Raw genomic sequence first — 20129 nt, 5'->3', positions numbered from 1 at the left:
TTGACCGAATCGCCGGAGTTGAAGACGATCACCGGAGGCGAGTGACATCGCTTTCATGCCGCAGATCGTTTTCAGGGGATCATGATCGGCACGCTGCGGGCAATTCGGGGAAAGGGGATTTCCATGGTCGTAACACGTTTGAGCAAAACCGCCTTTGTGGCGGCGATAGCCTTTTTCGCAACGCTGGTTTCGTTCGGTAACATCACCGACTACGACACCAATTTCGGGTTTGTGCAGCATGTTCTGATGATGGACACGATCTTTCCCGATGCCACGATCAAATATCGCGCCATCGATAATCCGATGCTGCATAATGCGGCCTATATTCTCATCATCGCGGCGGAAACGCTGACGGCGATCCTGTGCTGGATCGGGGCGTTTGCCATGCTTGGCCGTCTGACCGACCGGGCCGTGAGTTTCAACCGCTCCAAGAAATGGGCCATTGCCGGTCTCGCGCTCGGCTTTCTGGTCTGGCAGGTCGGCTTCATGTCGGTTGGCGGGGAATGGTTCGGCATGTGGATGTCGCAAACCTGGAACGGGATTGAATCCGCGTTCCGGTTCTTCATCACCATCATTGCGGTGCTGATCTTTGTCGCTATGCCGGACGGCGAGTTAGAGTAAATGCGATGCTGAAACAGGCTCGTCGATCAATTCGACGCCAGCCTGTTTCATTTTTTGCAGCATGATGTCCATCGAGCCGTTGAGGTTGATGCCGCGGCATGCATCCAGACGGACCCGCACCTGAAAGCCTTCTGCAACGGCGTCGAGCGCCGAATAAGCGACGCAGAAGTCGGTGGCCAGCCCGACCAGTGTGAGCGAACCGATATCGCGTTCGCGCAAATATCCGCCAAGACCGGTCGGCGTTTTATGGTCGTTTTCGAAGAATGTCGAATAGCTGTCTATGCCGATGCGAAAGCCTTTGCGAATGACGAGTTGTGCCCGCGTCCATTGCAGGTCAGCGTGAAAATCCGCGCCATGACTGCCTTGCACGCAATGGTCGGGCCAGAGCGTCTGCGGGCCATAGGCCATTTCGATCGTATCGAAAGGCTTGGCGTGGGCATGAGTCGAGGCGAAGCTTGAATGATTGGCGGGGTGCCAGTCCTGCGTGAGGATGACGTGTTCGCTTTCATCGATCAGTCGGTTGACGGTGGGAATGATTTCGTCGCCGCGATCAACCGCCAGCGCACCGCCGGGGCAAAAATCATTCTGGACGTCGACAACCACAAGTGCATGACCGATCATGGAATACTCGCTTTGCTTATTTCATAACCGACTATAGCCAGACAGAGTTCGTGAGACCAGCAATAAGCCGCGTTCTGGTATAACATCGGCAAGAGTGCTACGGACGATTCCAATCAGGAACCAGACAGGAAGCGATCATGACAGACGTAATCGTCCGCGACAGCAATGGCACTCAATTGAATGACGGAGATTCCGTCACGCTCATCAAGGACTTGAAGGTCAAGGGCACCTCCACGACGCTGAAGCGGGGAACGCTGGTCAAGGGCATTCGCCTCACCGGAAATCCGGACGAAGTCGATTGCAGCACCAAGCAGGTCAAGGGACTGGTTTTGCGGACCGAATTCCTGAAGAAAGCCTGACTTTTTAGATCGCACATCGCATTCCGAAAACTTTTCGGAATGCGATTCAATCAAGCGTCAATCTCCACGCGACCGCGTGGGCGGCTGCAGCAGGCGAGGATATAGCCCTCGGCGATTTCATCGTCGCGAATGCCGCCATTGTGGTTCATTTCGGTTTCGCCGCCGAGGCACTTCACCTTGCAGGTGCCGCAGATTCCGAACTCGCAGGCGCTCGGAATCTTGAGGCCGCCATTGCGGGCGGCAAGCAGGATTGTGTCGTTTTCCGTGCATTCGACTTCCACGCCGGAGAGGCTGAAGACAACGCTGGCCGCGGCAATAGCCGGGGCGGCGGGTGCTGCCGCAGTGCTCGCCGGTTCGGAGAGCGTGGATGGCACCGGAACCGACGAAATCTCGCTGGCCGGGTTAAAGCTTTCCTGATGGTAGTTGGCCATGTTGAAGCCGGCGTCTTCCAGCAGGCCGCGTACACCGTTCATGAACGGTTCCGGTCCACAGCAGAACACCTTGCGATGCAGGAAATCGGGCGCCAGCAGCTCAAGCCGGGCGCGGTCGATGCGCCCATGCAGGCCCGGCCAGACATGGCGTGCCGATGATTGCTCGACGATGAAGGCCAGATGCATTGCTTCCATGCGACCGGCAAGCAATTCAAGTTCACGACGGAAAATGATGTCATCCGGCGTGCGCGCGCAATTGATGAATGCGACGTCGGTTGCCGGTGCGCAGTCGAAGAGCCAACGCGTCATGGAGACCATGGGCGTGATGCCGGAACCGGCGGAGACGAAGAGATATTTTTCGCCCGGATGGTTGGCAAGCGAGAAATCGCCGTTCGGCCCGTAAGCCTTGATCTTCATCGGCGGGCGCAGATTGTCGAGCATCCAGCGCGTGCCGATACTGTCCTTCTGTGCCTTTACGGTGACGGAGATATGGTAGGGACGGGACGGGGTCGAGGAAAGCGTATAGGTCCGTAGCACCGGTCCCAAACCGTCAGCCCGTTCAATAGGCAGTTCCAGAGTGACGAACTGGCCCGGCGTATAGCGAAACCAGTTGTCCTCGGCGGTCTTGAAGGAGAAGGTCATGACGTCTGGCGCTTCTTCGATGGCAGAGATGCATTCCAGCATCTGCAACCTGTCGTTCCACGGCAGCATCTCGTCCAGATATTTCAGAGGCTGCATGGCCTTCTCACTTCTTCAACTGCAATTTCAAAAATCAGGCGACGCGGCTGAGCTTTGCCGCTTCACCACGCAGGCGCGGCGTAATGGTGTTGGTGTACCATTCGAGGAACTGCATCACGCCGCCTTCATGTTCAACCGAGTAAGGGCCCGGCTGATAAGCGGGCGAGCGAATGCCCACCGCATTTTCTTCAACGATCTGCCGGTCCTGGTCATTGGTCTGGATCCACACATGGGTCAGTTCATCGAGATCATAATCCACGCCTTCGACGGCATCCTTGTGAACGAGCCATTTGGTGGTGACAAGCGTTTCCTCGGCGCTGATCGGCAGAACGCGGAAGGAAATCGCATGATCCGCCATCAGATGGTTCCAGGTCGACGGATAATTGAACAGCAGCATTGCGCCGATATTCGTGTTGCCAGCCACCTGATCGCTCAAAGGCTTCTTGACGGCTGCCTTGCCGGACATGGTGTAGCTTACCGCGTCGCGCAGAAGCGGAATGCGGGTGATGCGATAGCGTCCATCCTCGGACATGTTGAATTCTGCGGGCAGGCCGACGCTGGCGCAATTCTTCCAGAGCTGGTTGATCTCGGGATCTTCCATCACACCCTGCACGCCGGTTGCCGAAGGAGCTTCCGGATAGGTGCGGCAGAGTTCCGGATGGTTCGCGGCGCAGTGATAGCACTCGCGGTTGTTTTCCCAGACGAGTTTCCAGTTGCCCTTTTCGATGATCGAGCTTTCGAAAGCGACCTTTGCGTCCTTGATATTGTGCGGTGCGAGATAGGGTTCGACCAGATTGCGGAAAGCACCGAAATCGGGGGCTTCATCGGCGACGCAGACATAGATATAGCCGGCGACGGTTTCGCAATGAACCGGCTTCAGGCCGTATTCGGCTGGCTTGAAGTCAGGGCCGACCTGACGCGCGAAGAGCAGGCGCCCGTCCAGCTCATAGGTCCACTGGTGATAAGGGCAGACGAGCTTTGCGGCGGTTCCCTTTTCAGCCGCGCAGATGCGCGAGCCGCGATGGCGGCAGGAATTGTGGAAAGCGCGAATGCCACCCTGCGCATCGCGAACGATGACGACCGGATACGCGCCGATTTGCACTGTCATATAGGAACCGGTCTTCGGCAGCTCGCAATCATGGCCGACAAACAGCCAGTCCTTGTAGAAAATATTCTCCAGATCCAGCTTGTGATATTCTGGATCGGTGTAGAATTTTTGCTCCAGGCTGAAATTGGGGTCGCGCCCGGTCAACAGCCCCAGCATTTCGTTGCGAACGTCCATTGAATTGAACCCTTGCTTTCCATCTTGGATCTGCCTTCTGCTGTTCTCCCAGCGACTATGGCTCGATCCGGTGTTCCCTTTGTCTTCCGGAAGCACGGCTTATCCCGTTATCTCAATGGCTTGCCCACATCTCCCGAGGTCTGTGAACTGGCTTCCGTTATTCTGATTCAATCACTGAACTATTCTAAACGCGCATTGGGATGCGACATGGTTTTCGCGTAAAGACGACACGCCAAAATGTCGCTTTTGCGGCGTGATCGGATCGTCGCAAAAGTGTGTTACAACCGCCTTCGGAGCGTTTCCGGGATTGCAAATTGGTTTAAAAGCCAGTTACCACGTCTACCACATCCCAATCTGTTTCATTCCATGGGAGGCTCGGTGGCCATGAAACGTTCTGAAATCAACGAAATCATCCGCGAAAGCGACGCTTTCATCCGCTCTTTCGGCTATGTCATGCCGCCTTTCGCATATTGGTCGCCCGAGGAATTGAAGGCGCGGACCTCTTCGGATGCGCATGCTATTCGCGACGCGCGCCTTGGCTGGGATATCACCGACTACGGGCAGGGCAAATTTGCCGATCTCGGCCTGTTTCTCTTCACCACGCGCAACGGCAATGCCGAGGACCTCAAGCGTGGCGGCGGCATGCTTTATGCCGAAAAGATCATGATCTCGCGCAAGAACCAGCTTTCTCCGATGCACCGCCATGTGGTGAAGGCCGAAGACATCATCAATCGTGGTGGCGGCACACTGGTGCTGGAACTGTTCAACTCGCTGCCGGATGGCAGTGTGGATGAAGAAACCGACGTGACTGTCGCAACCGATGGACGACTTGTAACGCAGAAGGCTGGTGCTCATCTGAAGCTGCAGCCGGGCGAAAGCGTGACGCTGCTGCCGGGCAACTGGCATGCTTTCTGGGGCGAGGGCGGAGATGTGCTGATTGGCGAGGTTTCGACTGTCAATGACGATTTGACGGATAATATTTTCCGCGAGCCGATCGGCCGGTTTTCGAATATCGAAGAAAACGAGACGCCGCTACATCTCCTGGTGTCCGACTACGACAAATGGCTGTAAGCCTACCGATATTTCGGCTCTGGCTGCCTGCAAATGGAGTTGTTTGACGCTTCCGGTCTGCATGTAACTTTAAGTGAACGGCTCCCCGGTTCTCTAACGCCGTCATTTCCGGCAAACCGGGGCCGGGAAGCTTAACAGGCTCTCGCGAAGGCAAACTGAAGGACTGAACATATGAAGCTGGCGATGATCGGAACGGGCTATGTGGGTCTGGTTTCGGGTGTGTGTTTTGCCGAATTCGGCTTTCACGTCACCTGCGTTGACAAGAACCCATCGATCATCGAACGGCTGAAGGCCGGGAAGGTCACCATCTTCGAGCCGGGGCTCGATGAACTGATGACCCGTAATATTCGCGATGGCCGGCTGGAGTTCAGTACCGATCTTCCGGCAAGTGTCGCGGACGCCGACGTCATCTTCATCGCTGTCGGCACGCCATCCCGTCGCGGTGATGGCGAGGCTGACCTGCAATATATTGAAGCGGCTGCGGATGAAATTGCCGCCGCCATGAAGCCCGGTGCCGTGGTCGTTATCAAGTCGACGGTCGTGGTCGGTACCAATGCGCGCATACGCGACCGCATCAAGGCGGCCAATCCGGGGGTGTCGTTCTCGATGGTGTCCAATCCGGAATTCCTGCGGGAAGGCTCGGCAATCGAGGATTTCATGCGCCCCGACCGTGTTGTCGTCGGAGTGGAAGACGAGCGCGGCAGAACCGCGATGCAGCGCCTCTATCGTCCGCTTTATCTGCGTGAAACGCCGATGGTCGTCACGTCGCTGGAAAATGCGGAAATCATCAAATATGCGGCCAATGCCTTTCTGGCCATGAAGGTGACATTCATCAACGAGGTTGCCGACCTTTGCGAGAAGACTGGCGGCAATGTGCAGGAAGTCGCGCGCGCCATTGGTATGGACAATCGCATCGGCTCGAAATTCCTGCATGCCGGTCCAGGCTTCGGTGGTTCGTGCTTCCCCAAAGACACACGTGCCTTCGCTGCAACCGGCAAGAAATATGCTGCGCCGCAATCGCTGATCGAGCAGGTCATTGCAGTCAATGAAACACGCAAACAGTCGATGGCCGAACGGATCGTGACTGCTGCCAAGGAAAACGGTGCGGATACGGTTGCTGTTCTGGGCGTCGCCTTCAAGCCGAACACTGATGATATCCGCGAGTCTCCTGCGCTCGATATTATCGCGGCCATTCAGAAGGCAGGGATCAAGGTCCAGGCGCATGATCCTGAAGCCATGGACGCTGCCAGGGCGGTGCTGCCCAATGTTGTCTGGTGCAATTCGGCCTATGAAGCGGCAAAGGGCGCAGGTGTTGTTGCCTTGCTGACCGAATGGAACGCTTATCGTGCGCTCGATCTGAAACGGGTGGCTAATGTCATGGCCGGAAATGTGCTGATCGATCTGCGCAATGTCTACAAGGCAGAAGACATTGCAGGCACCGGGCTAGATTATCGTTCGGTCGGCCGGACGCTTCGGGCCTGACGAATGGTCTGATTTCGACATTTGCATCCCTCGGATATAAGTGCTGAGCAAATGTCGGAATCAGAAAGACCACTAGTAACTTTATGAATCTAGTGGGTTTTTCGAATTTGACGTTTGAAATGAGATTTATATCGGACGGGTATCAAACGTCAAATTCAATCCACTAGAGCATTTCCAGCAAAAGTGCGAAGCGGTCTTGCGTCCGGAAATGCTCTAGAAATACCCGGAGTTTACTCCCCGACGGTCAGCCGCTTCTTCTCATTGGCAATGAGCCAGAGATTGCGAATATAGACGACGAGGCCAAGCCCTTGCCCGGCGATGAAGACCGGGTCCTTGCGCTGGATCGCATAGATCAGCAGCAAGGCGCCGCCGAAAAGCGAGAAGAACCAGAAGGCAACCGGCATGACGCTGCGCTTTGCCTTTTCGGATGCCAGCCACTGCACGACGAAGCGCATGGTGAAACAGGTCTGAGCGACGAAGCCCAGCACGATCCAGCCATCCCACTGCGCCACGAAGACCTCGTGCAGCCACTGCGACAGGCTGTTGAAAATATCAGTCATGGGTGATCTCTCTCACACGCGGAACGACCTTGCGGCGCTTCCGCAGCCACCAGACGCCATAAAGGTCCAGAATGCCGCGCACGCCACGGTCCAGAATGCCGTAATTGGATTTGCCGTGGCGGCGTTCGCGGTCGACCACATCGACATGCACGACGTCGAAACCTTCGCGGATCGCCAAGGCAGGCAGATAGCGATGCCATCCATCAAAGAAAGGCAGTTGTCGGAACAGGTCAGTGTGCAGCGCTTTCAGACCACAGCCGGAATCGCGGGTCTTGTCCTTGAGGATCGCGCCACGCAGATTATTGGCAAAGCGTGACGAGAGCTGCTTGAGTTTCGTATCCGTACGCTTGAGGCGCTGTCCGGCAGCAATGCCGTAATCAGGCCCGGCCTTTAGCAGTGCATCTGCCAGCACGGGGAGATAGGCGGGGTTGTTCTGTCCGTCGCCGTCCATGGTCACGACGATCTTGCCGCGTGCTGCGAAAACGCCGGAACGCACAGCCGCGCTCTGGCCTGACGAACGGTCATGGCGCAGATGGCGCAGTGGCTTGCCTGCATGAATGCGGCCCGCGAGTACATCGCTGGTCGAGTCCGTCGAACCGTCGTCGACGACGATGACTTCGTATGCGCGGCCCTGCATAGCGGCATCGACTTCATCCAGCAAAAAGGCAAGATTGTCGGCTTCGTTGCGGCAGGGGATAACCACAGAAATCGTCGGTGTGTCCAAGCGGAGTGTTCCTTTATTCCTCGCGCTATCTGCTTAAGCTCGGCTTTCCTGCCCGGAAACCCGATAACGCGCAAGGCGCGCTCCATAGCATTGATTGGATGGCAAAGCCAAGACGGTTCAAGTAAACGTGAGTTCTGGCCCGGATAATAGCTCGATTGATCGGTTGACTGCCGTTTTCTAGCCGGACATCGCCCGATACGGAAGAGCTTCCTCCAGCCAATCCAGAAAATTCTGCGTCACTTCATCCCGGTTGATCTCGTTGAGGCTCTCGTGGCGGGAGCCGGGCAGGATCGTGCATTGGACACGCTCGAAACCCATTTTCCGCATTCTGTCCGCCAGCCTGCGCACGGCGGCGCCGTTCACCGTTGCAGGGTCTTCGGCCCCGCCAACGAGACTGAACGGCATGTTTCGCGGAATGTTGGAAAAGTTCCGGTCGTCAGCGCCACGGCGGATCATGCGGAAAATATCGATCCATAACGCCACGCTGGCATCGAAACCGCAAAGCGGATCGGCGACATATGCATCGACTTCCGCCGGATCGTGCGAAAGCCAGTCGAATAGCGTGCGGTGGCCCTTTATGGACCGGCCCCAGGTGCGGAAGGTCATTTTCGGCAGAATGGCGCTCGGAACATCCGAACCTTTCAGCATGCGCTCCGTATAAAGGAGTGCGAGTGCCACAGCGCTTTCCGCACCACCATCGACATTGGCATTCCAGATCGCGGCCGCATCGACTGTATCGGCGTAGTCCAGCACATAGTTCAGTACGATCAGTCCGCCCATGGAATGTCCGAAAAGCACGACCGGCAGACCCGGATGGTTTTCGTGAATATGCCGGTTAAGCGCGCGCACGTCCTCAATAGCCACAACATGGCCCTGCTTTTGTGCGAACATTCCCCTTGGTGCATGAGCACCGATATTGGCGCCATGTCCGCGGTGGTCGTGGATATAGACGTGGTAGCCCGCCGTGACCAAAGCGGACGCGAAGCGTTCATAGCGCGCGGAATGTTCGGCAAGGCCGTGGCATATCTGGACAACCCCTCGCGGTGTCCCGGCGCGGACGGTGCGGAACGGAAGTTCCGACTTGTCGGAAATCGTCAGATGATGGATGGTTTTGAATGTCATTTCACCATCTGATTTTATGCCGTGCAAATAGTCAATCTCCCACGATACGGCGTCGCTTAAACAGGCATTGGAACGGGGTGTGAATGAATTTTAGGCAATTACGTTTTTTGTGCAGATTCCGCTTGAAAAGCGCAAAAGCTTGGGCAAATCTAGCTTTGCAGACAGGGTTTTTGAAGGGCAATCAGGGGCGTTTTAAACAGGATTTCACGTCATAACTTGCAGGCCGTCCGATGAAAGGGAGGAAACTTTCGCGGACGGTGGCCAGAGGGGAAACCGGGTGACGGAAATATCCGCGCCCGGTTTCATTATTTATGGTTTTCATCAGAGTTTGATTTGCAGTTCAGGCTGCTTCCGTTTCGTGGGTTGCCGTTTGCGTCCGGGGCATATTTGGCCTACATACGCGTCAGTGTCTGATCCAAAAGTCGCCATGCCTGGCTGCAAATGGTGATTTTCTGCGCTTCCGGTGCTCATGTACTTATGTACACTGCGCTCCGGTTCTCAAGAATCATCATTTTCGCTACGGCCTGACGCTTTTTGATTCAGACACTCAGCAATTTCCGCGCGGTTCGGCAATGATTGGGCCGATCGCGCTTCTCAACCTGCGGAGACGACGCGCTTTATGGCACGCCAGTTCATTTATCACATGTCCGGCCTCAACAAGGCCTATGGCAACAAGAAGATTCTGGAGAATATCCATCTCTCCTTCTATCCCGACGCGAAGATCGGCATTCTCGGCCCGAACGGCGCCGGTAAGTCGACCATTCTCAAGATCATGGCCGGTCTCGACAAGGAATATACCGGTGAAGCCTGGCTGGCCGATGGCGCGACCTGCGGTTATCTTGCCCAGGAACCGGAACTCGATCCTTCCAAGGACGTGCTTGGTAATGTGATGGAAGGTGTGGCCGCCAAGAAGGCTATCATCGACCGTTACAACGAACTGATGATGAACTATTCCGACGAAACTGCGGATGAGGGCGCGAAGCTCCAGGACATCATCGACAGCCAGAACCTTTGGGATCTCGAAAGCCAGGTCGAAATGGCCATGGAAGCGCTGCGCTGCCCTCCGGGCGATGCCGATGTGACCAAGCTTTCGGGCGGTGAAAAGCGCCGCGTGGCACTTTGCAAGCTTCTGCTTTCGAAGCCCGACCTGCTGCTTCTCGACGAACCGACCAACCATTTGGACGCCGAAACGACCGCATGGCTTGAAAAGCACCTGCGCGAATATCCGGGTTCAGTGCTGATCATCACCCACGATCGCTACTTCCTCGACAATGTGACGGGCTGGATTCTCGAGCTCGATCGTGGTCGCGGCATTCCTTATGAAGGCAACTATTCCGCCTATCTGGAAGCCAAGGCCAAGCGCATGCAGCAGGAAGGCCGCGAAGAGGCTGCCCGTGAAAAGGCGCTGTCGCGTGAACGCGAGTGGATTTCTGCAAGCCCGAAGGCCCGTCAGGCCAAGTCCAAGGCGCGTATCAAGGCCTATGACGAATTGGTCAAGAGTGCGGAAGAGCGTCGCCCCGGCGATGCGCAGATCATCATTCCGGTTGGCGAGCGCCTCGGTCAGGTGGTCATTGAGGTCGAGGGCCTGTCGAAAGGTTATGGCGACCGTCTCCTGATCGACGATCTGAACTTCAAGCTGCCTGCAGGTGGCATTGTCGGTGTGATCGGCCCGAACGGCGCCGGTAAATCGACCCTGTTCAAGATGCTGACGGGGCAGGAACAGCCGGATAACGGTTCGGTTCGCATTGGTGACACGGTTCATCTTTCCTATGTCGACCAGAGCCGCGACGCGCTGGACGCCAACAAGACCGTCTGGGAAGAGATTTCCGGCGGCAATGACGTCATCAAGCTCGGCAAGTTTGAAATGAACTCCAGAGCTTATTGCGGTGCATTCAACTTCAAGGGCGGCGACCAGCAGCAGAAGGTCGGCAATCTTTCCGGCGGCCAGCGCAATCGCGTTCACCTTGCCAAGATGCTGAAGTCCGGCGGCAATGTTCTGCTGCTCGACGAACCGACCAACGATCTCGATACGGAAACGCTCGGCGCGCTTGAAGACGCGCTGGAAAACTTCGCTGGCTGCGCCGTTATCATCAGCCACGATCGTATGTTCCTCGACCGTCTGGCAACGCACATCCTCGCATTCGAGGGCGACAGCCATGTCGAATGGTTCGAAGGCAACTTCGAGGACTATGAAGCCGACAAGATCCGCCGTCTTGGACCGGATAGCGTCAATCCGAAACGGGTGACCTACAAGCCGCTCACACGGTAATTACCCTCAAAGGCCGGTGCATCGCACCGGCCTTTTTATTTGATGAAGGGAAGCATGATGAAAGACTGGTCTGCAAAGCAATATCTGAAGTTTGAAGACGAACGCAGCCGCCCGGCACGCGATCTTCTGGCCCAGATACCGGTCGATAAGCCGCGCAAGGTGGTCGATATCGGCTGCGGACCGGGTAACTCGACGGAGCTTCTGGTCGAGCGTTGGCCGGAAGCTGATGTTTCCGGCTTCGATACTTCGCCAGACATGATCGAGAAGGCCAAGGCCCGCTTGCCAAAGGTTGATTTCACGATCGGCGATTTGACGAGCTATGAGCCGGATGCGGAAACGGACGTCCTCTTCTCCAATGCTGTTTTCCAATGGCTGCCGGATCATATCGCGCAGATGAAACGCCTCTTGTCGCTGCTTCGTCCCGGCGCGGTGCTGGCCGTCCAGATGCCTGACAATATGGGCGAGCAGACCCATGTTGGTATGCGTGACGTCGCAAAGACAGAGGCTTTCGTCGCCAGGATCGGCACCAAGGGCAGGGGGCCTCTGCCTCCGGTGATGGAATATTATAACGCGCTCGCCGGTCAGGCCGCGCGGCTCGATATATGGCACACGGTCTATAACCACCCGTTGGATGGCATTGATGCGATTGTGGAATGGGTGAAGGGGACAGGATTGCGACCGTTTCTCGATCCGCTCGATGAACAGGAACAGGCCGACTATCTGAAGGCTTACAAGGCGAAGATCGCGCCACATTATCCGGCGGCTGTCGATGGGAACGTCCTGCTGCGTTTCCCGCGTATTTTTATGGTTGTTCAGAAGAAATAATTGCCCGAAAAATCACTCTACACGGGGAATTGATCGATTGCCCGTGTAGGGAGAATCGATAATTCTTGAATTATTTCAATATGTTATTTAGATGGTTCATTGCACGGCAATGACAATCATGTCTTTTAGCAATTTCTCATATTGGAATAGATTGCATGCAAACGATTTTGTTCCTATGGTCTGGCCGCATCCTGAAACCGCTCTAGATATGGAGCCGTCATGATCGCAACGCCGCGATGCGCGCCATCCCCGTTGCGACTTCGTTCAGGAGGCCGGTTTCGATGCTCTTACTCCGTTTTTACTTTTCAATGGAAATGAACGCCGAGACTGCCGGTTCAAGGACTGTTTGAGGCGTCTTTGCGTTTTCGCGATTGATCCAAACAGTATGATTTCGACCGGGAGGACATTTCAAATGCGGGCCTGTTTTCCAGTTGAAATGCGGTTCGTGGTTTTATGTTTATGAAGTGAAACAATCGCCGATTTCGGTAATCCCTGCTTGGGATCGGCGGCTTGCAGGCTGTTTGAGAACCGCCTGCTATCGGGAGTTTTCAGAATGAACAATGCAGAAATGCATGCTGACGCCAATGGCGAGGTCGAAGCGGCACATGATGCCCATGACACGCGCCGCCGCGTCTTTGCCATCGTGGCCAGCGCATCGGGTAATCTGGTGGAGTGGTACGATTTTTACGTCTATTCCTTCGGTGCGCTTTATTTCGCATCGCAGTTTTTCCCTGCGGAGGACCAGACCAGCCAGTTGCTGAATGCGGCTGCGATTTTTGCGGCTGGCTTCCTCATGCGCCCCATCGGCGGCTGGCTGTTTGGCCGCATTGCCGACAAGCTTGGTCGGCGCACATCCATGCTGATTTCGGTGACGATGATGTGCCTTGGCTCTTTCGCCATCGCCATTTTGCCGACCTATGAAACGATCGGTGTTCTGGCGCCATTCCTGCTGTTGATCGTGCGCCTCTTGCAGGGCCTTTCCGTGGGCGGCGAATATGGCACTACCGCTACCTATATGAGCGAGGTGGCGCTGGCCGGGCGTCGTGGCTTCTTCTCGTCGTTCCAGTATGTCACGCTGATTGGCGGGCAGTTGCTTGCTGTTCTGGTGATTGTGGTGCTGCAGTTCTTCCTCACATCGGACGAGCTTCATGCCTGGGGCTGGCGCATTCCTTTCGCCATTGGCGGTGTAGCGGCCATCGTCGCGCTTTTCCTTCGGCGGACTCTGCATGAAACCTCGACGGAAGAAACCCGCAGCAACAAGGCGGCAGGCAGCTTCGCCAATATCTGGAAGAACCATCGCAAGGCCTTCCTTGTCGTCGTCGGCTTTACGGCTGGCGGTTCGCTCGCCTTCTATACCTTCACCACCTATATGCAGAAATATCTGGTCAACACCGCTGGCATGAGCAAGGAAACGGCCAGTGAGACAATGACCTTCGTGCTGTTGGCCTATATGTTGATGCAGCCGCTTTTCGGGGCATTGTCCGACAAGATAGGCCGCAAGACGATGATGATCGGCTTTGGCGGCATTTCGATCCTGACAACAATTCCGCTTATGACGCTGATCGGTTCGGTGCAGAGCTCGACCTGGGCATTCATCTATATCGTGATCGCTCTGGCGGTTGTCAGCATGTACACCTCGATCAGCGGCATCGTGAAGGCAGAGCTGTTTCCGGCGGAAGTGCGGGCGCTGGGTGTCGGCTTTTCCTATGCCATCGCCAATGCGATCTTCGGGGGCACCGCTGAATATGTGGCGCTCTGGTTCAAGCAGCAGGGCATGGAAAGCGGCTTCTTCTGGTATGTGACCGTGATGATGGTGATTGTCTTCGTCGTCAGCCTTGTCATGCCGAACCCGCGCGAACACGGCTATCTGCAAGGCCACGGCACCGAGTAGTCCCGTTCTCTTGCATATTAAAACGCCGCCTCCGGGCGGCGTTTTCACATCTCCACGGCTTCGTCGTCTTCGGGCGACAGAAGTCGCGTCGCACGCCATTCGGTCAGTTTGGCATTGATTGCATCCAGCACGAAGAAGCGCGCTGAATCCTTGTCATATCCATCATCCCGCAGCGCATCGTAGTCGGTATGCGTGTGGCGCACATGCGCGACCGTCGCCAGCCACACGGCAGTGGATGGCGGCAGCGTCTTCATATGAGGGCTGAGCGCCGCAGCGCGGATCGGCTCGGAATCCGAATAGGGTACGGCTGGAAGCAGGAGCGTCAGAGATTTGGCGATTGCCTTTTGGCGCATGGTGCCTGCACTCATTCTGCTTCCCTTCGATGCCTGCCAGCGCGAATCTCTTGGCCATCCCATTTTGCATCAAAAGCGCTTGCACCGAAATACTTTTCCATATAAACATATCTTTATATCTTTTGAAGTGGAGGCATGACCGGTTTGCAACTGCAACTCGATCTGATGGTAGATGTGCTGAAGGCGGTGGCTGAGCCGAGCCGCTTGCGCATTCTGGCGCTTCTTTCGCGCGGTGATCTCACCGTCTCCGACCTGACAACCATATTGGGGCAATCCCAGCCGCGCGTTTCGCGCCATCTGAAGCTGCTCGGAGAAGCCGATCTTATTGATCGCTATCAGGAAGGCGCATGGGCCTATTTCCGTCTCGCAGACAATGCGATCAGCGGCGATCTTGCGCGTGGGCTTCTGGCCCGCCTCGACAAGGCGGATGCGCTGGTTGAACGTGACATGGAACGGCTTTCGCAGGTGAAGTCCAGCCGTCAGGAAAAGGCTGCCGCCTATTTCAGCGCCAATGCCGGGAGTTGGGATCAGATTCGCAGGCTGCATGTTTCCGAAAATGCGGTCGAAGTGGCCCTCAAGAAGGTTGTCGGTGACAAGCCGTTTCAGGCGATGCTGGATGTCGGCACCGGCACTGGCCGGTTGCTGGAGCTTTTTGCCCCGCTTTACCTTCGGGGTGTCGGCATCGACATCAATCGTGACATGCTGTCTGTGGCGCGAGCCAATCTCGATCTTGCAGCCATTGGGAATGCGCAGGTTCGCCAGGGCGATGTCTATGCGCTGCCTGTGGAGCGTGAGAGCTTCGATCTGGTGACCATTCATCAGGTTCTGCACTTCCTTGACGATCCGCTTGCGGCCATTCGCGAAGCGGCGCGGGCTTTGCGCCCTAACGGACGGTTGCTGATCGTCGATTTTGCGCCGCACAAGCTCGAATTCCTGCGTGAGGAACACGCCCATTTGCGGCTTGGATTCAGCGACGAGCAGATGCTTGGCTGGATGAGAGATGCCGGTCTTGAGCCGGAAAAGACACTGGAACTGGAGCCGAAGGCGGCCAATGGAGAGGAAGGCCTGACAGTGAAGCTGTGGCTTGCCCGCGATCCACGCCTTCTTATCGCCGATCCGGCTTCGCATGTCTCCCAAAAGTGGGAACCGGTTTTGGGATAAAGACAATGCGACAAAAACAGATAATGAGCATGACGGAGACAGTTTGATGGGTTTTTACGGTCTTTCCCGCCGACCGGATATTGGCCAGACCACCCGGGTATCGTTCGAATTCTTCCCGCCCAAGTCGGAGGAAATGGAACAGCGTCTCTGGGATACGGTGACACGGCTCGCTCCGCTGCAACCCGAATTTGTCTCCGTGACCTACGGTGCCGGCGGTTCTACGCGTGAACGCACAGCGCGTACCGTGGCGCGCATCCTCAAGGAAACCGACGTCAAGCCAGCGGCGCACCTGACCTGCGTGGATGCAACACGCGAGGAAGTCGACCGCGTCGTGCGTGAGTTCGCAGCTCTCGGTGTCAACCGCTTCGTGGCGCTGCGCGGCGACCCGGCCGCCGGTATCGGCGAAAAATATGTACCGACGCCGGGCGGCTATCAGAACGGCGCCGAACTGGTTTCCGGTTTGCGCAATATTGCGGATTTCGACATTTCAGTTTCCGCCTATCCGGAAAAGCATCCGGAAAGCCCGGATTTTGCGACCGATATCGATATGCTGAAGCGCAAGGTCGATAATGGCGCGACGCGCGCCATCACCCAGTTCTTCTTCGAGAACGACCTTTACGAGCGTTATGTCGAGCGCGTGCGCCGTGCCGGTATCTATATCCCGATCGTTCCTGGTGTTTTGCCGGTGCATAATTTCAAGCAGGTCAAAAACTTCTGCGCACGGTCGGCGACGCATATTCCGAGCTGGCTGGCGGAACGCTTTGAAGGATTAGACAACGATCCGCAGACGCATCAGCTCGTAGCTGCGGCAATTGCCGCCGAGCAGGTGATGGACCTGATCGAACGCGGCGTGCAGGATTTCCATTTCTACACGATGAATCGCGCCGATCTGCCCTTTGCGATCTGTCACATGATCGGCATCAGGCCGAAGACGGAAGCAGCTCTGGAAGTTGCCTAAAATAGAGAAAGCCCGGCGGTGACGCCGGGCTTTCTTGTTTTCGTGCGGGTCGGCCTATCCTCAAAACCGAAGCCGCCGTAATGGTTTAGGCTAATTCCCCTAAGGGATGACGCCTGCTATCAACGCTGCAACAAATGCAAATGCCGCACAGATCATGAGGACATTCAAAGATCGCGTAAGTCCCATTGGTCTGTCTCCTTCATATGCGCCCGTGTGACCGGACGCGCGCTGGTAGGAAGCTAGAATCTAAGCGCAAAACGTCTCGAACAAAAGAAGATTTCGTGCTGCAATCTGGCGTGATGGAGAAATAAACCTATCGTTTACCACCTAAACTATTGAAATATTTGACTAGAAAAATTTGTTCACATTTCATGAAAAAGACACCGAACTGCCACGTTTGGTACTGTTTTCGCCGTAGTTGCCACCGGCTTTTGGTGATGTTTTTTGCGCTTTTTAGCGAATTAGCGCCAAATATGCCGACAAGGTGAGGATAGATATCACTGTCGAGTAGAGGATGACGTTGGAGGTTATCGCCGCCTCGCGACGATAATGCTCGGCCAGCATGAAGGGACCCGTGCCGGTCGGAAGTGCTGCAAGAAGGGCAGCGCTTTGTGCGAGGAGGGGAGGCAGTCCGAATACATAGACCGCCAGCAGCCAGGTCGCGAGCGGCTGGACGATTAGCTTCACCGACACGAGAAAAGCGATGGCATTGACGCTTTCGCGTTCGATCTTGCGCGGCTGGGCGAGGAACAGGCCAAGTGCCACCAGTGCGCAAGGGGATGCGGCACCACCGAGCATCTTCAGGAAGGTTTCCGCCGGGGCCGGGATGGCTAACCCCAGAAAGGACACCACGGCACCAAGTGCCGGAGCGAAAAGCAGTGGATTGCGGATCAGGGACCGCATGACCTTCCAGATGAGACGAAGCGGCTTCTTCTCTGTCTGCAGGCCGATTTCGATCAGCACGATCGCAAAAGCAAAAGTGACGCAGACGGTGATGATGATCGAAATGGTCGTCGCTGCCAAAACACCTGACCCGAAGGCGATCATCGAAAGCGGAATGCCCATATAGCCGGTATTCGGATAGGCGGCGTTCAGGCCGTCAAGCGCAGTATCCGCCAGAGGCAGTTTTCCGCGCAGCCGCACCAGAAAGGGCAAAACGAAAGCAATGGCGCTTGAAAGCAGAAACACTGCGATGAAACCTGGCTGCCACAACTCGCTGCCATGGGTGTTGGCCATGATGTCGAAGAGAAGGGCGGGCAGCGCCAGATAGACGACGAAACGGTTCAACTCCGCTATCGCATGAGGCCCGAGTATTTTCAGCTTGAAGGCACCCCAACCGGAGAAAATCAGCGCGAAAACAGGAAGAACGACGATCAGCGTTGTGAGCATGGGGTGCATTTCATTTCAGGAAAGGAAAAGGCGCGGCTTTTGAACCGCGCCTTGTCGAATGTCAGAGCTTATCAAGAAGCTCCTGTGTCGGCCATGAATCGGCAGGCATTCCAAGGCGCATCTGTTCAGCGCGCACGGCGTCGCGGGTCAGCAGACCGAACACACCGTCTATTTTTTCGCCCATGTCGTAACCGCGGGCCTGAAGCTTGGTCTGGAGCTCCTTAAGCTGCTCCTGCGTCAGGCCCGGAACCGGATTGCCCGGATCGAAGGCTGGCGCGCCAGCGAGGCGGGTCGCGAAATAAGCGGCGGTTGTGGCGTAGACGATGGACTTGTTCCATTCCACGAATACGTCGAAGTTGGGATAAGACAGGAAAGCTGGCCCCTTGCGGCCAAGCGGCAGCAGAAGCGAGGCATCGCCATCGTCTGCGCCGAGCGGACCATTGAGGCCCATCACACCCTGCTCAGCCCACCATGAATGCGGCTTGCGATTGGTGCGGATCGCTTCTTCCCAAGGCAGATCCTTGGTCAGGCGAACTTCCTCCAGCCAGGGCTGGCCACGCTTCCAGCCGAGTTCCGAAATCATGCGGCCTGCGGTCATCATGGCATCGGGAACGCTGTTCTTCAGATCGACCTTGCCATCGCCGTCGCCATCGACGCCGCGTTCAAGATAATCCTTCGGCAGAAGCTGCATCATGCCGATTTCGCCAGCCCATGCGCCGGTTGTTGCTGCATCGACGACGCCCTGATCGAATAGCTTGAGAAGGGCAATCAACTGCGGGCGGAACAGGTCTGGACGGCGGCAGTCGTAGGAGAGGGTAACGAGCGCATTCAGCGTGTCGAAATCGCCCTGAATGGCACCATAGTCGGTTTCAAGCCCCCAGAACGCGGCAAGGACTGGCCCCGGAACGCCATAGGTATCTTCGACCTTCTTGAAGACATCGGCATACTTGACCAGATTTTCACGGCCTTTTTTCAGGCGCGCTTCCGAAATGAGGCGCTTGGAAAATTCGGTGAAAGTCAGGTTGAAAACAGTCTGCTTGCGGTCGCGATCAAGCACCTTTTGCTCAAGCATGGCCTTGTGCAATTCGGCGATGCCCTTTTCGCCGACACCGGCGTCACGGGCTTCCTTGGTCAGATTGTCCATCCACCGGCCGTAATCGATCTCGCATTCCGGCTTGGGAAGATTGACGGTGTTTTCAGTTGGCGTCGCAGCGGGCGCGGGAGACGCGGCAGCCTGAGCATGGGACATGGCTGTCGATGCAAGCAAGGCGGCTGCGATAACTGAAGCAAAAAACTTCATTGGTAACTCACACTAATAGATTGGGAGCAAAAGGCTCCCTTTCGGGATTGCTTTAGCTATTGCCCCAACAAGCCCCGGAAATGAAGCAAAACTTGGTGTGAACTGCCAAACTGCGCCGTGTTAACGAACTTTGTTGCTTTCCAGCCACTTTTTCCACGAATTGGCGTCGCCGGCGAAGACATTGATGTCGGCGTCGCCCTTGATGCCGGGAATGGAGCCGGTGCCCGTATATTGCCAGAACGTCCACGGATGCGGGCCGTATTTCTCATCCGGATGACCGGCAACGGAGCGCAGCCAGAACGGATAGTCAGCCATTTGCCGCAAGTCGTTGTCATCGAAGAAATCGACTGTCGTGTACACGATCGGGCGCTTGCCGTAATGCTTTTCCAGCGCCTGCAGGAAGATGCGCATTTCCTTGCGCACCACGGCTGCGTTGGGGCGCAGCTTGCAGGTCGGCGATTGCGGGTTCCATTCCATATCGAGAACGGGCGGAAGCGCGCCGGGGTCACGCGGTACATTCTGGATATACCAGCGCGCCTGTTCGATGGCCGGACGGCAGAAATAGTAGAAATGATAGGCGCTGCGTCGGATACCTGCCTGGCGTGCACCGTTCCAGTGTTCCTGAAAACGATCATCGACGCGGTCACCGCCTTCGGTTGCCTTGATGAAGGCGAAGGAAATGCCGCTGGCGCGCACGGCGCTCCAGTCAATGTTGGTCTGATATTTCGAAACGTCTGTACCGTGGATCGGATAGTGCCACGGCGTTTTGCCAGTCCAGTCGTGCGGGTCGCGATCCCCGAAGCGCGGCGCCTTCACAGGACCGGAGGGCGGGGCAATTCTGGCCACTGAGCCGCCCGATTTCTTTACGTCGGAAAAATCGTAATCCACCGTGGTGCAGGCGGAAAGAATGAAAGCGCCGAGGGCGAGAATGCTGTAGCTGGCCAGACGGTTCATAGAGTGGTTCCGTGTCGC

Annotated in this window: 19 protein-coding genes; 9 read left to right on the top strand and 10 right to left on the bottom strand. The window is 56.3% G+C overall.

Translation table 11 applies throughout. The features are described from left to right. Positions 1–123: 123 nt before the first annotated feature. Positions 124–621 (top strand): DUF2165 family protein, encoded by a 498-nt coding sequence (locus tag F9K94_RS04710; protein ID WP_061345978.1) that lies wholly within the window; start codon positions 124–126, stop codon positions 619–621. On the opposite strand, the gene pncA is transcribed toward F9K94_RS04710, so the two are convergent. Further along, positions 613–1242, bottom strand: a complete 630-nt coding sequence (gene pncA, locus F9K94_RS04705) for a bifunctional nicotinamidase/pyrazinamidase (protein WP_151643915.1) — start codon at positions 1240–1242, stop codon at positions 613–615. The genes F9K94_RS04710 and pncA overlap by 9 nt on opposite strands. A gap of 137 nt (positions 1243–1379) precedes the next feature. Between pncA and F9K94_RS04700 the strand changes: the two genes are divergently transcribed. Beyond that, a complete protein-coding gene (locus F9K94_RS04700) occupies positions 1380–1601 on the top strand; it encodes an alkylphosphonate utilization protein (protein WP_010659694.1) in 222 nt (73 codons plus the stop codon). Between the two features lie 50 nt (positions 1602–1651). Here F9K94_RS04700 and F9K94_RS04695 read toward each other — a convergent pair whose 3' ends face one another. Both F9K94_RS04695 and F9K94_RS04690 read right to left on the bottom strand, forming a co-directional pair. Beyond that, on the bottom strand, positions 1652–2770 hold the full coding sequence (locus F9K94_RS04695; RefSeq protein ID WP_151643913.1) for a hybrid-cluster NAD(P)-dependent oxidoreductase: 1119 nt from the start codon (positions 2768–2770) through the stop codon (positions 1652–1654). A 34-nt stretch (positions 2771–2804) separates the two neighbouring features. After that, positions 2805–4052, bottom strand: a complete 1248-nt coding sequence (locus F9K94_RS04690; protein WP_151643911.1) for an aromatic ring-hydroxylating oxygenase subunit alpha — start codon at positions 4050–4052, stop codon at positions 2805–2807. A 384-nt stretch (positions 4053–4436) separates the two neighbouring features. Between F9K94_RS04690 and F9K94_RS04685 the strand changes: the two genes are divergently transcribed. Continuing rightward, positions 4437–5123 carry a D-lyxose/D-mannose family sugar isomerase gene (locus F9K94_RS04685; RefSeq protein ID WP_061345982.1) on the top strand — a complete coding sequence of 229 codons (687 nt, stop codon included), beginning with the start codon at positions 4437–4439 and terminating at the stop codon, positions 5121–5123. A 171-nt stretch (positions 5124–5294) separates the two neighbouring features. Then, positions 5295–6605, top strand: a complete 1311-nt coding sequence (locus F9K94_RS04680; RefSeq protein ID WP_151643909.1) for a UDP-glucose dehydrogenase family protein — start codon at positions 5295–5297, stop codon at positions 6603–6605. 230 nt (positions 6606–6835) lie between these two features. Here F9K94_RS04680 and F9K94_RS04675 read toward each other — a convergent pair whose 3' ends face one another. The 3 genes from F9K94_RS04675 to F9K94_RS04665 form a co-directional block, all read right to left on the bottom strand. Further along, entirely contained in the window at positions 6836–7165 is a 330-nt protein-coding gene (locus F9K94_RS04675; protein WP_151643907.1) for a lipid-A-disaccharide synthase N-terminal domain-containing protein, read from the bottom strand. After that, on the bottom strand, positions 7158–7889 hold the full coding sequence (locus F9K94_RS04670) for a glycosyltransferase family 2 protein (RefSeq protein ID WP_010659700.1): 732 nt from the start codon (positions 7887–7889) through the stop codon (positions 7158–7160). The genes F9K94_RS04675 and F9K94_RS04670 overlap by 8 nt, the downstream gene beginning before the upstream one ends. Positions 7890–8066: 177 nt before the next feature. Continuing rightward, positions 8067–9011 (bottom strand): alpha/beta hydrolase, encoded by a 945-nt coding sequence (locus F9K94_RS04665; protein WP_151643905.1) that lies wholly within the window; start codon positions 9009–9011, stop codon positions 8067–8069. Between the two features lie 619 nt (positions 9012–9630). Between F9K94_RS04665 and ettA the strand changes: the two genes are divergently transcribed. From ettA to F9K94_RS04650, 3 genes are all read left to right on the top strand, one after another. Then, a complete protein-coding gene (ettA, locus tag F9K94_RS04660; protein ID WP_061345986.1) occupies positions 9631–11280 on the top strand; it encodes an energy-dependent translational throttle protein EttA in 1650 nt (549 codons plus the stop codon). Positions 11281–11337: 57 nt separating this feature from the next. Continuing rightward, the gene (tam, locus tag F9K94_RS04655; RefSeq protein ID WP_151644132.1) at positions 11338–12105 is read left to right on the top strand and encodes a trans-aconitate 2-methyltransferase; all 768 of its coding nucleotides are present in this window, start codon (positions 11338–11340) and stop codon (positions 12103–12105) included. Between the two features lie 553 nt (positions 12106–12658). After that, on the top strand, positions 12659–13996 hold the full coding sequence (locus F9K94_RS04650) for an MFS family transporter (RefSeq protein ID WP_061345987.1): 1338 nt from the start codon (positions 12659–12661) through the stop codon (positions 13994–13996). 44 nt (positions 13997–14040) lie between these two features. On the opposite strand, the gene F9K94_RS04645 is transcribed toward F9K94_RS04650, so the two are convergent. Beyond that, positions 14041–14364: a DUF2293 domain-containing protein gene (locus tag F9K94_RS04645; protein WP_061346464.1), complete on the bottom strand. Its 324-nt coding sequence runs from the start codon at positions 14362–14364 to the stop codon at positions 14041–14043. 120 nt (positions 14365–14484) lie between these two features. Here F9K94_RS04645 and F9K94_RS04640 point away from each other — a divergent pair, with 120 nt between their 5' ends. Both F9K94_RS04640 and metF read left to right on the top strand, forming a co-directional pair. Beyond that, positions 14485–15510 (top strand): ArsR/SmtB family transcription factor, encoded by a 1026-nt coding sequence (locus F9K94_RS04640; protein WP_061345988.1) that lies wholly within the window; start codon positions 14485–14487, stop codon positions 15508–15510. 46 nt (positions 15511–15556) lie between these two features. Continuing rightward, positions 15557–16468, top strand: coding sequence for a methylenetetrahydrofolate reductase [NAD(P)H] (metF, locus tag F9K94_RS04635; RefSeq protein WP_010659708.1), 912 nt, complete (start codon positions 15557–15559; stop codon positions 16466–16468). Between the two features lie 453 nt (positions 16469–16921). On the opposite strand, the gene F9K94_RS04630 is transcribed toward metF, so the two are convergent. From F9K94_RS04630 to F9K94_RS04620, 3 genes are all read right to left on the bottom strand, one after another. Then, a complete protein-coding gene (locus tag F9K94_RS04630) occupies positions 16922–17857 on the bottom strand; it encodes an AEC family transporter (protein WP_151643903.1) in 936 nt (311 codons plus the stop codon). 61 nt (positions 17858–17918) lie between these two features. Next, positions 17919–19157: a lytic murein transglycosylase gene (locus F9K94_RS04625; RefSeq protein WP_151643901.1), complete on the bottom strand. Its 1239-nt coding sequence runs from the start codon at positions 19155–19157 to the stop codon at positions 17919–17921. A gap of 120 nt (positions 19158–19277) precedes the next feature. Then, entirely contained in the window at positions 19278–20111 is an 834-nt protein-coding gene (locus F9K94_RS04620) for a glycoside hydrolase family 25 protein (RefSeq protein ID WP_061345991.1), read from the bottom strand. Positions 20112–20129: the final 18 nt, after the last annotated feature.

Source organism: Brucella tritici (assembly GCF_008932285.1).
Classification (GTDB): domain Bacteria; phylum Pseudomonadota; class Alphaproteobacteria; order Rhizobiales; family Rhizobiaceae; genus Brucella; species Brucella tritici.
This window is presented reverse-complemented; position numbering and strand designations above follow the sequence as displayed.